The organism is Escherichia sp. 93.0816 (genome assembly GCF_013368855.2).
Lineage (GTDB): Bacteria > Pseudomonadota > Gammaproteobacteria > Enterobacterales > Enterobacteriaceae > Escherichia > Escherichia ruysiae.
Genome location: NZ_JABWNC020000002.1, coordinates 36932 through 51320, shown reverse-complemented (window position 1 = coordinate 51320; position 14389 = coordinate 36932). Strand labels below are relative to the sequence as shown.

Sequence of the window (14389 nt, the reverse complement as noted above, 5' to 3'; positions counted from 1 at the left end):
TCTCTTTTGGGGCACGGATTTCCGTGCCCGTTTCACAAGTTGGCTGTTATGCAGGAATACACGAATCATTCCGATACCACTTTTGCACTGCGTAATATCTCCTTTCGTGTGCCCGGGCGCACGCTTTTGCATCCGCTGTCGTTAACCTTTCCTGCCGGGAAAGTGACCGGTCTGATTGGTCACAACGGTTCCGGTAAATCCACGTTACTGAAAATGCTCGGTCGTCATCAGCCGCCGTCGGAAGGTGAAATTCTTCTTGATGCCCAGCCGCTGGAAAGCTGGAGCAGCAAAGCGTTCGCCCGCAAAGTGGCTTATTTGCCGCAGCAGCTTCCTCCGGCAGAAGGGATGACGGTGCGTGAACTGGTGGCGATTGGTCGTTACCCGTGGCATGGCGCGCTGGGGCGCTTTGGTGCGGCAGATCGCGAAAAGGTCGAGGAAGCTATCTCGCTGGTTGGTTTAAAACCGCTGGCGCATCGTCTGGTCGATAGTCTCTCTGGCGGCGAACGTCAGCGGGCGTGGATCGCCATGCTGGTGGCGCAGGATAGCCGTTGTCTGTTGCTCGACGAACCGACCTCGGCGCTGGATATCGCCCACCAGGTTGACGTACTGGCGCTGGTGCATCGTTTAAGTCAGGAACGTGGTCTGACGGTCATTGCCGTGCTGCACGATATCAATATGGCAGCGCGCTACTGTGATTATCTGGTCGCCCTGCGCGGCGGTGAAATGATTGCTCAGGGAACGCCTGCGGAAATTATGCGCGGCGAAACCCTCGAAATGATTTATGGCATCCCGATGGGGATTTTGCCACATCCGGCGGGTGCAGCACCTGTGAGTTTTGTTTATTAATGAACGGCTTACCTCTTATTTCGCGCCGCCGACTGTTAACGGCGATGGCGCTTTCTCCGTTGTTATGGCAGATGAATACCGCCCGCGCGGCGGCTATTGATCCAAATCGTATTGTGGCACTGGAGTGGTTGCCGGTGGAGTTACTACTGGCGCTCGGCATCGTACCTTACGGCGTGGCGGATACTATCAACTATCGACTGTGGGTCAGCGAGCCGCCATTGCCGGAGTCGGTGATTGACGTTGGTTTGCGTACAGAACCTAACCTCGAACTGCTGACTGAAATGAAACCGTCGTTTATGGTCTGGTCGGCGGGATATGGCCCTTCACCAGAAATGTTGGCTCGTATTGCGCCGGGACGCGGATTTGACTTCAGCGACGGCAAACAGCCGCTGGCGATGGCGCGTAAATCACTGACGGAAATGGCCGATTTGCTTAACCTGCAAAGCGCAGCGGAAAAGCATTTAGCGCAATATGAAGATTTTATCCGCAGCATGAAACCCCGCTTCGTGAAGCGTGGTGCACGCCCGTTATTGCTGACAACATTGATTGATCCGCGCCATATGTTGGTCTTCGGTCCAAACAGCCTGTTCCAGGAAATTCTCGATGAATACGGCATTCCAAATGCCTGGCAGGGTGAAACCAACTTCTGGGGCAGTACCGCCGTCAGTATCGATCGTCTGGCAGCGTACAAAGACGTTGATGTGCTCTGTTTTGATCACGACAACAGCAAAGAGATGGACGCGTTAATGGCAACCCCGCTGTGGCAGGCAATGCCGTTTGTCCGTGCCGGACGCTTTCAGCGCGTACCCGCAGTCTGGTTCTATGGTGCGACACTTTCGGCAATGCACTTTGTGCGGATTCTGGATAACGCCATTGGAGGTAAAGCGTGAGTAAACGTATTGCGCTTTTCCCTGCGTTATTGCTGGCGCTGCTGGTGATTGCCGCAGCGGTGTTGACCTGGATGAACTTCTCGCAGGCGCTGCCGCGTAACCAGTGGGCGCAGGCTGCCTGGTCGCCGGATATCGATGTCATTGAACAGATGATTTTTCACTACAGCTTGCTGCCGCGTCTGGTGATTTCGCTGCTGGTTGGCGCAGGTCTGGGGTTAGTGGGCGTGTTGTTTCAGCAAGTGCTGCGTAACCCTTTGGCAGAACCGACCACGCTGGGCGTCGCAACGGGCGCACAATTGGGGATTACCGTCACTACGCTCTGGGCGATCCCCGGCGCGATGGCGAGCCAGTTTGCCGCGTTGGCAGGGGCTTGTGTCGTTGGCTTAATTGTCTTTGGCGTCGCGTGGGGCAAGCGCCTTTCGCCGGTAACGCTGATCCTCGCGGGGCTGGTGGTGAGCCTTTATTGTGGGGCAATCAACCAGTTACTGGTTATCTTCCATCACGACCAACTGCAAAGCATGTTCCTGTGGAGTACAGGAACGCTGACGCAAACCGACTGGGGCGGCGTTGAGCGTTTATGGCCGCAGCTGCTGGGCGGCGTGATGCTGACGTTACTGCTATTGCGTCCGTTAACCCTGATGGGGCTTGATGATGGCGTGGCGCGCAATCTCGGGCTGGCCTTGTCGCTCGCGCGTCTGGCGGCGCTGTCGCTGGCGATAGTCATCAGTGCGCTGCTGGTGAACGCAGTGGGGATTATCGGCTTTATCGGGTTGTTCGCGCCACTGCTGGCAAAAATGCTGGGGGCGCGGCGTTTGTTGCCACGGTTGATGCTGGCGTCGCTGATTGGTGCGTTAATTCTGTGGCTTTCCGATCAAATCATTCTCTGGCTAACCCGCGTGTGGATGGAAGTTTCTACCGGTTCGGTGACTGCGTTGATAGGTGCGCCGCTGCTACTGTGGCTGCTGCCGCGTTTACGCAGCATTAGTGCGCCAGATATGAAGGTGAACGATCGTGTCGCGACTGAACGCCAACATGTGCTGGCGTTTGCTCTCGCTGGCGGCGTGCTGCTGCTGATTGCAGTGTTGGTGGCGTTGTCGTTTGGCCGTGATGCGCACGGCTGGACGTGGGCGAGCGGGGCGCTGCTTGATGATTTAATGCCCTGGCGCTGGCCGCGAATTATGGCAGCACTGTTTGCGGGCGTAATGCTGGCGGTGGCGGGCTGCATTATTCAGCGGTTGACTGGCAACCCGATGGCAAGCCCGGAAGTGCTGGGGATTAGTTCCGGTGCGGCGTTTGGCGTCGTGTTGATGCTGTTTCTGGTGCCGGGCAACGCCTTTGGCTGGCTGTTGCCTGCGGGAAGTCTCGGCGCGGCGGTGACCTTGTTAATCATTATGATCGCTGCCGGTCGCGGAGGTTTTTCCCCACACCGGATGTTGCTTGCGGGGATGGCGTTAAGCACCGCGTTCACCATGCTTCTGATGATGTTGCAGGCGAGTGGTGACCCGCGAATGGCGCAAGTGCTGACCTGGATTTCCGGTTCGACCTACAACGCGACCGATGCACAGGTCTGGCGCACTGGAATTGTGATGGTGATTTTGCTGGCGATTACTCCGCTGTGCCGCCGCTGGCTGACCATTTTACCGCTGGGTGGTGATACCGCACGAGCTGTGGGAATGGCGCTGACGCCGACGCGAATTGCGTTGCTGATGTTGGCGGCCTGTCTGACAGCGACCGCGACGATGACTATTGGACCGTTGAGTTTTGTTGGTCTGATGGCACCGCATATCGCGCGGATGATGGGCTTTCGACGGACGATGCCGCACATTGTGATTTCGGCGCTGGTGGGAGGTTTGCTGCTGGTATTCGCTGACTGGTGTGGGCGGATGGTGCTGTTTCCGTTCCAGATCCCAGCGGGATTGTTGTCGACCTTTATTGGCGCGCCGTATTTTATCTATTTGTTGAGAAAGCAGAGCCGTTAATTGAATGCCTCGCCCGGTGGGCGAGGCAAAATCATCACAACTTCGCAAACACCCGACGCGCAGCATCGATGGTGTTATTGATATCTTCCATGCTGTGCGCTACAGACATAAAGCCCGCTTCAAACGCTGACGGTGCCAGGTAAATACCTTCGTCCAGCATCATATGGAAGAAACGCTTAAAGCGTTCCACGTCACAGGCCATCACGTCCTGATAGCACGTCACGGACTCGGCGTCGGTAAAGAAAATACCGAACATGCCGCCAACATGGTTAACGACCAGCGGAATTCCCGCTTCTTCTGCCGCTTCCAGCAGGCCTTCCGCCAGACGCGTGGTTAACTCGTTCAGTGTTTCGTGAACGCCCGGTTGCGCAACTTCATTCAGACAGGCGAAACCTGCTGCCATCGCAATTGGGTTACCGGAAAGCGTACCAGCCTGATAGACCGGGCCGGTCGGAGCCAGTGCATCCATTACATCACGACGACCGCCGAATGCGCCTACTGGCATCCCACCGCCGATGATTTTGCCGAGGCAGGTGAGATCCGGCACCACGCCGTAATAATCCTGTGCGCCTGCCAGCGCCACGCGGAAGCCGGTCATAACTTCATCGATGATCAGCAATGCGCCAAACTCGTCACACAGCGCGCGCAGACCCGGCAGGAACTCTGGCAGCGGAGGAACACAGTTCATGTTGCCTGCCACTGGCTCGACGATAATGCAGGCAATCTCTTGCGGATACTGTTCAAACGCGGCGCGTACAGACGCCAGATCGTTATAGGTACAGGTTAAGGTATGTTTGGCGAAATCTGCCGGAACGCCCGGAGAGTTTGGCTGACCTAACGTGAGCGCACCAGAACCGGCTTTCACCAGCAGGCAGTCAGCGTGGCCGTGGTAACAACCTTCGAATTTAATGATTTTGTCGCGACCGGTAAAACCACGCGCCAGGCGGATGGCGCTCATCGTTGCTTCGGTGCCGGAGTTCACCATGCGCACCATATCCATCGTCGGCACGAGTTCGGTCACCAGCTCCGCCATTTTTACTTCCATTTCGGTCGGCGCGCCAAAGCTCAGACCACGTTCAGCGGCTTCAATCACTGCATTGCGGATCGCCGGATGGTTATGGCCCAGCACCATCGGCCCCCAGGAACCGACATAATCGATATAGGCTTTGCCATCAACGTCGTACAGATAAGCACCGTCCGCTTTTTCGATAAACAGTGGAGTGCCGCCCACGCCGGTAAAGGCGCGAACAGGAGAGTTCACACCGCCAGGGATCAGCTCGCGCGCTGCGCTGTAAAGGTTTTCAGACTTACTCATGGAGGGTTCCTGATTCGTAGAAAAAGTGAATGGCTGCTATTCTATGTTATTCATAACAAGTTAAATACTCGTCAAACATCAGGTTGCTTATACTGCTGCAACCTGGATTTCTAAGAGTATAAAAGTTTTGAGTATTTGAAACATTACGCTTTGCAAAGGATTTTCATGGAACGAGCGAGTAAAATGCCGTCATCTTATTTGTATGACCAATATGTGATCATTGGATGAAAACCGAAACTCCTTCTTATGAAATACCGCAGGCCGCGCGTCTGCGACGCAGACAACTGATTCGCCAACTTCTTGAGCGCGACAAAACGCCATTAGCCATTTTGTTTATGGCGGCGGTCGTCGGCACCCTTGTCGGGCTGGCGGCAGTTGCTTTTGACAAAGGCGTCGCCTGGTTGCAAAACCAACGTATGGGCGCGCTGGTACATACCGCTGATAATTACCCACTTCTGTTAACCGTCGCTTTTCTTTGTTCGGCGGTGCTGGCAATGTTCGGCTACTTTCTGGTGCGTAAATACGCGCCAGAAGCAGGTGGTTCGGGGATTCCGGAAATTGAAGGGGCGCTGGAAGATCAACGTCCCGTTCGCTGGTGGCGTGTATTGCCGGTGAAATTCTTTGGCGGGTTGGGGACACTCGGTGGTGGCATGGTTCTTGGGCGTGAAGGACCAACCGTGCAGATCGGCGGTAACATTGGCCGTATGGTGCTTGATATTTTCCGCATGAAAGGTGATGAAGCTCGCCACACGTTGCTGGCAACCGGTGCTGCGGCGGGTCTGGCGGCGGCCTTTAACGCGCCGCTGGCGGGTATTCTATTTATTATCGAAGAGATGCGTCCGCAATTTCGCTATACGCTGATTTCGATTAAGGCGGTATTTATTGGCGTCATTATGTCGACCATTATGTACCGGATATTTAATCACGAAGTCGCGTTAATTGACGTCGGTAAACTTTCTGACGCGCCGCTCAATACGCTGTGGCTTTATCTGATCCTCGGGATTATTTTTGGTATTTTCGGCCCTATTTTTAATAAATGGGTACTGGGGATGCAGGATTTACTGCACCGTGTGCACGGCGGCAATATCACTAAATGGGTGCTGATGGGCGGTGCGATTGGCGGCCTGTGCGGTTTGCTGGGGTTCGTTGCGCCAGAAACTTCGGGCGGCGGTTTTAACCTGATTCCTATCGCCACAGCGGGGAATTTCAGCATGGGAATGCTGATTTTTATTTTTGTCGCTCGGGTGATCACTACGCTGCTCTGCTTTTCTTCCGGTGCGCCGGGCGGTATTTTCGCCCCGATGCTGGCGCTCGGTACAGTTTTGGGAACGGCATTTGGCATGGCTGCCACGGAGATATTTCCGCAATACCACCTTGAAGCAGGGACATTTGCTATTGCTGGAATGGGGGCGTTACTGGCAGCCTCTGTTCGTGCGCCGTTGACCGGGATCATCCTGGTACTTGAGATGACAGATAACTATCAGCTCATTTTGCCAATGATTATTACCGGTCTTGGCGCAACACTATTAGCACAATTTACTGGTGGAAAACCGTTATACTCGGCGATTCTTGCCCGCACGCTGGCAAAACAGGAAGCGGAGCAGCTGGCGCGAAGCAAGGCCGTGGCTGCCAGTGAGAATACTTGAACGAAATACCAGGGTATTAGATAATGGCAGTTATTATTGGGTTAGAATTTGCCCAATTGCCGATGTCGTTTGGAGCAAAATATGAGTGATGACGTAGCACTGCCGCTGGAGTTTACCGACGCAGCAGCCAACAAAGTTAAAAGCCTGATCGCTGACGAAGATAACCCGAATCTGAAATTACGCGTGTATATCACCGGTGGCGGTTGCAGCGGCTTCCAGTATGGTTTCACCTTTGATGATCAGGTGAACGAAGGCGATATGACCATCGAAAAACAGGGCGTTGGCCTGGTGGTTGACCCGATGAGCCTGCAATATCTGGTCGGCGGTTCCGTTGATTATACCGAAGGTCTGGAAGGTTCACGCTTCATCGTAACCAACCCGAATGCGAAAAGCACCTGCGGTTGCGGTTCTTCCTTCAGCATCTAATCTGCTGTTAATGTGCCGGATAAACTATCCGGCACATCTTCTCTCTTCAACGCCCATTCTCATCCAGCGCAAAAGTCGGCAATTTCAGATGCCACCGAATAGCCGCCAGCCGAATTAATAGCGTTACAACCATTCCCATCATACTGGCTGTTTCCAGCGGTACGGAGAAGGTGTAATGAGCTGTAGCGTGGACAATACCGCCGATAATACAGGCCGTTGCGTAGATTTCTGTGCGTAATATCATGGGGATTTCGCGCGCCAGTACATCGCGGATGATCCCGCCGCCAACGCCGGTGATCACACCCATACAAACCGCGATTAACGGACCGGCTTCCGCATTAAAGGCTTTGTTGACGCCAATACCAACGAACACTGCCAGACCAACAGCATCCAGCACTGGCAGCATCCATTTGGGTAAGCGCCTTGGCTGGCGTACCAGAACGATAGTCAGCATACTGGTCACCATCGCGACGACCAGATCGGTGGGATCTTTCACCCAAAATACCGGACCGTGATCCAGCGCCATGTCACGAATTGTCCCGCCACCTACTGCGGTAACCACGCCCAGAACCAGGACGCCAAAAGGGTCCATACGCAATTTTCCGGCCAGCAAAACGCCGGAGATGGCAAATACCGCTGTACCGACTATATCCAGCCAATAGACGAGCATTTTTCAATCCCCACTGAGCACCTGAAAGGTCAGGCGCTAATCCACTTGTGAAAGCGCATTACAGAGTTGTTGTGCAGCGAGGATAATACGTGGGCTTGCGCGTTCAAACCAGTCACTTGTGAGAGGAATAACGGGAATTTTGAGTTGTTCGCCCCAGTATTGCTTTATTTTAGGAATTTTATCCGCTCCGCCAGTGATGACAATAGCCTGCGGCGCGCGTGCTAATACTTGTTCACGGCTAACCTGCGGCCAGGGAACTCGACTGTCTTTAAAGATGTTTTCTCCGCCGCAAACTTCCAGTATCTGGTTCTGAATCGACTCTTTTCCGCTGGTGAACGGCGGATTAATGCCGAATTGTAAGAAAACACGTTTTTTCGGTTTATCAGCATATTGCGCTTTCAGTTGCGTATACTGTTCCAGTAAGGTTTGCGCGGCTTTCCCGGCCTTGTCAGGTTGCGGACTCCAGGGAGCCAGTTGACGTAACGCATCGGCAATTTGTTCAATGCTTGTCGCATCGACCCACATGACGTTTATTCCCAGTGAAGCAAGCTGGTCAACCTGCCGCTCGGCATTGCCTCCGCGCCAGGCAACCACCAAATCGGGTTTCAGCGCCACGATGCGTTCCAGATTCATCCCTTGCCAGGTGGAAACCTGCTCAATCTTCTGTGCTTCTGGCGGGTAGTCGGAATAACTGCTGACCCCTACCGGCGTGATCCCGGCGGCAAAGGCAAGTTCAGTGTTGGCAGGAGAAAGTGTGATAACGCGCGGCGCGGCGTTTAGCCACAGCGGCGCGAGAAAAGACAGGGCGACCAGCGCCCTGAACAGTGACTTAGCCATGAGCCAGTTTCTGCACCAGTGATTCAACCATCAGGCTGGACTGTTTGGCTGCAACGGCCAGAAATTCGTCGAAGCTGAGATGAGACTGTTGATCAGCCACGTCGGAGATGGCGCGTACCACCACAAACGGTACGTTAAAATTGTGGCAAACATGAGCGATAGCTGTCGCTTCCATCTCTACCGCAATGGCCTGCGGGAAGTTGTGGCGGATTTTCGCCAGGCCAACAGAGCCGTTGATGAACGCGTCGCCGCTGACAATCAGGCCACGTACAGCGTTAAGATTCAGTTCGGCAATGCAGGACTCGGCGGCAGCGATCAGTTTATCATCAGCTTTGAAGCCTGCCGGACAGCCAGGTAACTGACCATATTCATAACCAAATGCCGTGACATCCGCGTCGTGATAGCGTGCTTCGTCAGAGACAACGATATCGCCCACTTTCAGCGTTGGCGCCAGACCCCCTGCAGAACCGGTGTTAATAATCACATCTGGTTTGCAGTGTTCCAGCAGCAGAGTTGCACCCAGCGCCGCAGCGACTTTACCGATGCCCGATTTCAGAAGCGCAACCTCGGTTCCGTTCAGTTGACCTGTGTAGATTTCACAGCCACCCAGACGGAGAGTTTGACGGTTTTCGATTTTGTCACGCAGCAGCGTAACTTCTTCTTCCATTGCACCAATGATGCCGATTTTCATAGATTTACTCGCGATAAGCCCGATTTGAGGGCATAGTTTATCATGCGCTTACGGGGAAGCGTATTTCTCACGCGGGAGAGGACATGGCACAGATTGATTTCCGAAAAAAAATAAACTGGCATCGTCGTTATCGTTCACCGCAGGGTGTTAAAACCGAACATGAGATCTTGCGGATCTTCGAAAGCGATCGCGGACGTATTATTAACTCTCCGGCGATTCGTCGTCTGCAACAAAAGACCCAGGTTTTTCCACTTGAGCGCAATGCTGCTGTACGCACGCGTCTTACCCATTCAATGGAAGTTCAGCAGGTGGGGCGCTATATCGCCAAAGAGATTTTAAGTCGTCTGAAAGAACTTAAATTGCTGGAGGAGTACGGCCTGGATGAACTGACCGGGCCGTTTGAAAGCATTGTCGAGATGTCATGCCTGATGCACGATATCGGTAATCCACCGTTTGGTCATTTTGGCGAAGCGGCTATAAATGACTGGTTTCGCCAGCGTTTGTACCCAGCGGATGCCGAAAGTCAGCCGCTGACCGACGATCGCTGTAGCGTGACAGCGTTGCGATTGCGGGAAGGAGAGGAACAACTCAACGAGCTGCGGCGCAAAATTCGTCAGGACTTATGTCATTTTGAAGGCAATGCACAAGGTATTCGCCTGGTGCATACATTGATGCGGATGAATCTCACCTGGGCGCAGGTTGGCGGTATTTTAAAATATACTCGTCCGGCGTGGTGGCGTGGTGAAACGCCTGAGACTCACCACTATTTAATGAAAAAACCGGGCTATTATCTTTCTGAAGAAGTCTATATTGCCCGTTTGCGTAAAGAACTTAATTTGGCGCTTTACAGTCGTTTTCCATTAACGTGGATTATGGAAGCAGCTGACGATATCTCTTATTGTGTGGCTGATCTTGAAGATGCGGTAGAGAAAAGAATATTCACCGTTGAGCAGCTTTATCATCATCTGCATGATGCGTGGAGCCAGCATGAGAAAGGTTCGCTGTTTGCACAAGTGGTAGAAAATGCCTGGGAAAAATCGCGTTCAAATAGTTTAAGCCGCAGTACGGAAGATCAGTTTTTTATGTATTTACGGGTGAACACCCTGAATAAGCTGGTGCCCTATGCGGCACAACGATTTATTGATAATTTGCCGACGATTTTTGCCGGAACGTTTAATCATGCCCTGTTAGAAGATGCCAGTGAATGTAGTGAACTTTTGAAGTTATATAAAAATGTCGCCGTAAAACATGTGTTTAGCCATCCAGATGTCGAGCAGCTTGAGTTGCAGGGATATCGGGTGATTAGCGGGTTATTAGAGATTTATCGTCCTTTATTAAGCATGTCATTATCAGACTTTACTGAACTGGTAGAAAAAGAGCGAGTAAAACGTTTCCCCATTGAATCACGCTTATTCCATAAGCTCTCAACGCGCCATCGGCTGGCCTATGTCGAGGCTGTCAGTAAATTACCGTCAGATTCTCCTGAGTTCCCGTTATGGGAATATTATTATCGTTGTCGGCTGTTACAGGATTATATCAGTGGCATGACGGACCTTTATGCGTGGGATGAATATCGGCGGCTGATGGCGGTAGAACAATAACCAGGCTTTTGTAAAGACGGACAATAAATTTTTACTTTTTGCAGAAACTTTAGTTCGGAACTTCGCGCTATAAAACGAATCTGAAGAACACAGCAATTTTGCGTTATCTGTTAATCGAGACTGAAATACATGAAAAAAACCACATTAGCACTGAGTGCACTGGCTCTGAGTTTAGGTTTGGCGTTATCTCCGCTCTCTGCAACGGCGGCTGAGACTTCTTCAGCAACGACAGCCCAGCAGATGCCAAGCCTTGCACCGATGCTCGAAAAGGTGATGCCTTCAGTGGTCAGCATTAACGTAGAAGGTAGCACAACCGTTAATACGCCGCGTATGCCGCGCAATTTCCAGCAGTTCTTCGGCGATGATTCTCCGTTCTGCCAGGACGGTTCTCCGTTCCAGAGCTCTCCGTTCTGCCAGGGCGGGCAGGGCGGTAACGGCGGCGGCCAGCAACAAAAATTTATGGCGCTGGGGTCTGGCGTTATTATTGATGCCGATAAAGGCTATGTCGTCACCAACAACCACGTTGTCGATAACGCGACGGTCATTAAAGTTCAGTTAAGTGATGGTCGTAAGTTCGACGCGAAAATGGTCGGCAAAGATCCGCGTTCTGATATCGCGCTGATCCAAATCCAGAACCCGAAAAACCTGACTGCAATTAAGATGGCGGATTCCGACGCGCTGCGCGTGGGGGATTACACCGTCGCTATCGGTAACCCGTTTGGTCTGGGCGAGACGGTAACTTCTGGTATCGTCTCTGCACTGGGGCGTAGCGGCCTGAATGCCGAAAACTACGAAAACTTCATCCAGACCGATGCAGCGATCAACCGTGGTAACTCCGGTGGTGCGCTGGTTAACCTGAACGGCGAACTGATCGGTATCAACACCGCGATCCTCGCACCGGACGGCGGCAACATCGGTATCGGTTTTGCTATCCCGAGCAACATGGTGAAAAACCTGACTTCGCAGATGGTGGAATACGGTCAGGTGAAACGCGGCGAGCTGGGTATTATGGGAACCGAACTGAACTCCGAACTGGCGAAAGCGATGAAAGTTGACGCCCAGCGCGGTGCATTTGTAAGTCAGGTTCTGCCGAATTCTTCTGCCGCGAAAGCAGGTATTAAAGCAGGTGATGTGATCACCTCCCTGAACGGTAAGCCAATCAGCAGCTTTGCCGCGCTGCGAGCTCAGGTTGGCACTATGCCAGTGGGCAGCAAACTGACTCTGGGCTTACTGCGCGACGGTAAGCAGGTTAACGTGAACCTGGAACTGCAGCAGAGCAGCCAGAATCAGGTTGATTCCAGCTCCATCTTCAACGGCATTGAAGGCGCTGAAATGAGCAACAAAGGCAAAGATCAGGGCGTCGTCGTGAACAACGTGAAAACGGGCACCCCGGCTGCACAGATTGGCCTGAAAAAAGGTGATGTGATTATTGGCGCGAACCAGCAGGCAGTGAAAAACATCGCTGAACTGCGTAAAGTTCTCGACAGCAAACCGTCCGTGCTGGCACTGAACATTCAGCGCGGCGACAGCACCATCTACCTGTTAATGCAGTAATTTCCCTTAACCCCTTCCCGCCCAGGGAAGGGGTTCTTCATGCAATCTGTGAACTTCCCCACAACTCCATATATATCTTCGTTCCTTTGGGCATTTGCACAATGCCGCGCTTCCCTCACTTCTTTATGCTAAACCGTGCACAACGGAGGGCTTATGGCTGGCTGGCATCTTGATACCAAAATGGCGCAGGACATTGTGGCGCGCACCATGCGCATTATCGATACCAATATCAATGTAATGGATGCTCGCGGGCGCATTATTGGCAGCGGCGATCGTGAACGTATTGGTGAATTGCACGAAGGTGCGTTGCTGGTACTTTCGCAGGGACGAGTAGTCGATATCGATGACGCGGTAGCACGTCATCTGCACGGTGTGCGGCAGGGGATTAATCTACCGTTACGGCTGGAAGGTGAGATTGTCGGCGTAATTGGCCTGACTGGTGAACCAGAGAATCTGCGCAAATATGGCGAACTGGTCTGTATGACGGCTGAAATGATGCTGGAACAGTCGCGGTTGATGCACCTGCTGGCGCAGGATAGCCGTTTGCGGGAAGAACTGGTGATGAACCTGATTCAGGCCGAGGAGAATACTCCCGCACTCACTGAATGGGCGCAACGGCTGGGGATCGACCTCAATCAACCGCGAGTGGTGGCTATTGTCGAGGTCGACAGCGGTCAGCTTGGCGTAGATAGCGCAATGGCGGAGTTACAGCAATTGCAAAACGCGCTGATTACCCCCGAGCGTAATAATCTGGTGGCGATTGTCTCGCTGACCGAAATGGTGGTGTTGAAACCGGCGTTGAATCCGTTTGGGCGCTGGGATGCAGAAGAACATTGTAAGCGAGTTGAGCAGCTCATTACTCGTATGAAAGAGTACGGTCAGCTGCGATTTCGCGTTTCGTTGGGTAATTATTTTACCGGACCTGGCAGTATTGCTCGCTCTTACCGCACGGCGAAAACAACGATGGTGGTTGGTAAACAGCGAATGCCCGAAAATCGCTGCTATTTTTATCAGGATTTGATGCTGCCAGTCTTACTTGATAGTTTGCGCGGCGACTGGCAGGCCAACGAACTGGCGCGACCGCTGGCGCGATTGAAAGCGATGGACACTAATGGCTTGTTACGGCGAACGCTGGCAGCGTGGTTTCGCCATAATGTGCAACCGCTGGCAACGTCAAAGGCGCTGTTTATCCATCGAAATACGCTGGAGTATCGACTTAATCGCATCTCTGAATTAACCGGGCTGGATTTGGGCAATTTTGATGACAGGTTGCTGCTGTATGTGGCGCTACAACTGGATGAAGAGCGGTAGGTTCATAACAAAATTAAAGCCGGGTGATACTTTACCCGGCTCGCAGAATGACATCAGTTACTATTATTTGCGTGTCAGCTTTTCCAGATCCGCTTCAATCTCACTGATCTTATTGGTTACCACTGACTCCAGGTGACGCAAGTCGTCGAGGATCTTACGCTTAAGATCAACTTCACTGCGGTCACGCTGGCAGATTTGATCAAGCTCATCAATGATATAACGAAGATTCGGGCTGATTTCCTGTACTTCTTTATAACCCTGACCCACACCATCGGCGACGACCGTTTTGCGCTGACGCGGATATTTAAACTTCACGCTCTTGGCGAAAAACTCACCTTTGTCTTTCTGAAAATAGATTTTCAGAATATCGTTGTTGGCTTCCTGCCGGAGGCTGTAACGATCAATTTCTTCAGGATTGGTAATACCCAGACTTTTCAGATTGTCGTACATAGCGTTACCTCAAAATGAGTCAGTAAATTGTGCTTATCTTAGCATTTGGCCTGGCCCGCCCGGCTCGACTGTGATCGCAGAAAGCCTTTTTCTTCCAGACTTCTATCATGGCGTAAAAATCAAAAAATTACCTGCTTTATTCTGGCGATATTCCATGGGATGGATTAGCACAT

General features: G+C 52.6%; 15 protein-coding genes. 10 read left to right on the top strand and 5 right to left on the bottom strand.

Translation table 11 applies throughout. The features are described from left to right. Positions 1–48: 48 nt before the first annotated feature. The 3 genes from fhuC to fhuB are packed head-to-tail and all read left to right on the top strand — an operon-like array spanning position 49 to position 3715. Complete coding sequence (gene fhuC / locus HEM79_RS03045) at positions 49–846, top strand: Fe3+-hydroxamate ABC transporter ATP-binding protein FhuC (protein WP_001158929.1); 798 nt, start codon at positions 49–51, stop codon at positions 844–846. Next, positions 846–1736, top strand: coding sequence for a Fe(3+)-hydroxamate ABC transporter substrate-binding protein FhuD (gene fhuD / locus HEM79_RS03040; protein ID WP_176241751.1), 891 nt, complete (start codon positions 846–848; stop codon positions 1734–1736). Before fhuC ends, fhuD begins: the two co-directional genes overlap by 1 nt. Beyond that, complete coding sequence (gene fhuB / locus HEM79_RS03035) at positions 1733–3715, top strand: Fe(3+)-hydroxamate ABC transporter permease FhuB (protein ID WP_176241750.1); 1983 nt, start codon at positions 1733–1735, stop codon at positions 3713–3715. The genes fhuD and fhuB overlap by 4 nt, the downstream gene beginning before the upstream one ends. A 34-nt stretch (positions 3716–3749) precedes the next feature. Here the strand turns inward: fhuB and hemL are convergent, their stop codons facing one another. Further along, on the bottom strand, positions 3750–5030 hold the full coding sequence (hemL, locus tag HEM79_RS03030) for a glutamate-1-semialdehyde 2,1-aminomutase (protein ID WP_176241749.1): 1281 nt from the start codon (positions 5028–5030) through the stop codon (positions 3750–3752). A 165-nt stretch (positions 5031–5195) separates the two neighbouring features. On the opposite strand from hemL, the gene HEM79_RS22565 reads away from it, so the two are divergent. From HEM79_RS22565 to erpA, 4 genes are read left to right on the top strand one after another with little or no spacing between them, the layout of a single operon-like run. Beyond that, a complete protein-coding gene (locus HEM79_RS22565; protein WP_212741837.1) occupies positions 5196–5258 on the top strand; it encodes a hypothetical protein in 63 nt (20 codons plus the stop codon). Continuing rightward, positions 5255–6676, top strand: a complete 1422-nt coding sequence (gene clcA, locus HEM79_RS03025; protein ID WP_000846360.1) for a H(+)/Cl(-) exchange transporter ClcA — start codon at positions 5255–5257, stop codon at positions 6674–6676. The genes HEM79_RS22565 and clcA overlap by 4 nt, the downstream gene beginning before the upstream one ends. Positions 6677–6699: 23 nt before the next feature. After that, a complete protein-coding gene (yadW, locus tag HEM79_RS03020) occupies positions 6700–6765 on the top strand; it encodes a small protein YadW (protein WP_122998795.1) in 66 nt (21 codons plus the stop codon). Next, a complete protein-coding gene (gene erpA, locus HEM79_RS03015) occupies positions 6758–7102 on the top strand; it encodes an iron-sulfur cluster insertion protein ErpA (RefSeq protein ID WP_001295564.1) in 345 nt (114 codons plus the stop codon). The genes yadW and erpA overlap by 8 nt, the downstream gene beginning before the upstream one ends. A gap of 46 nt (positions 7103–7148) precedes the next feature. On the opposite strand, the gene HEM79_RS03010 is transcribed toward erpA, so the two are convergent. From HEM79_RS03010 to mtnN, 3 genes are read right to left on the bottom strand one after another with little or no spacing between them, the layout of a single operon-like run. Continuing rightward, complete coding sequence (locus HEM79_RS03010; RefSeq protein WP_000964220.1) at positions 7149–7772, bottom strand: TRIC cation channel family protein; 624 nt, start codon at positions 7770–7772, stop codon at positions 7149–7151. Between the two features lie 36 nt (positions 7773–7808). Continuing rightward, positions 7809–8609 (bottom strand): vitamin B12 ABC transporter substrate-binding protein BtuF, encoded by an 801-nt coding sequence (gene btuF, locus HEM79_RS03005; RefSeq protein ID WP_176241748.1) that lies wholly within the window; start codon positions 8607–8609, stop codon positions 7809–7811. Next, positions 8602–9300 carry a 5'-methylthioadenosine/S-adenosylhomocysteine nucleosidase gene (gene mtnN, locus HEM79_RS03000; RefSeq protein WP_000689855.1) on the bottom strand — a complete coding sequence of 233 codons (699 nt, stop codon included), beginning with the start codon at positions 9298–9300 and terminating at the stop codon, positions 8602–8604. The genes btuF and mtnN overlap by 8 nt, the downstream gene beginning before the upstream one ends. A gap of 83 nt (positions 9301–9383) precedes the next feature. On the opposite strand from mtnN, the gene dgt reads away from it, so the two are divergent. The 3 genes from dgt (at position 9384) to cdaR (ending at position 13766) form a co-directional block, all read left to right on the top strand. Next, a complete protein-coding gene (gene dgt / locus HEM79_RS02995; protein WP_176241747.1) occupies positions 9384–10901 on the top strand; it encodes a dGTPase in 1518 nt (505 codons plus the stop codon). Between the two features lie 129 nt (positions 10902–11030). Beyond that, positions 11031–12455 (top strand): serine endoprotease DegP, encoded by a 1425-nt coding sequence (gene degP, locus HEM79_RS02990; RefSeq protein ID WP_000753934.1) that lies wholly within the window; start codon positions 11031–11033, stop codon positions 12453–12455. Between the two features lie 153 nt (positions 12456–12608). Further along, on the top strand, positions 12609–13766 hold the full coding sequence (gene cdaR, locus HEM79_RS02985; RefSeq protein WP_000929428.1) for a DNA-binding transcriptional regulator CdaR: 1158 nt from the start codon (positions 12609–12611) through the stop codon (positions 13764–13766). 63 nt (positions 13767–13829) lie between these two features. On the opposite strand, the gene HEM79_RS02980 is transcribed toward cdaR, so the two are convergent. Continuing rightward, a complete protein-coding gene (locus HEM79_RS02980) occupies positions 13830–14216 on the bottom strand; it encodes a DUF3461 family protein (protein ID WP_000272188.1) in 387 nt (128 codons plus the stop codon). Between the last annotated feature and the right edge of the window lie 173 nt (positions 14217–14389).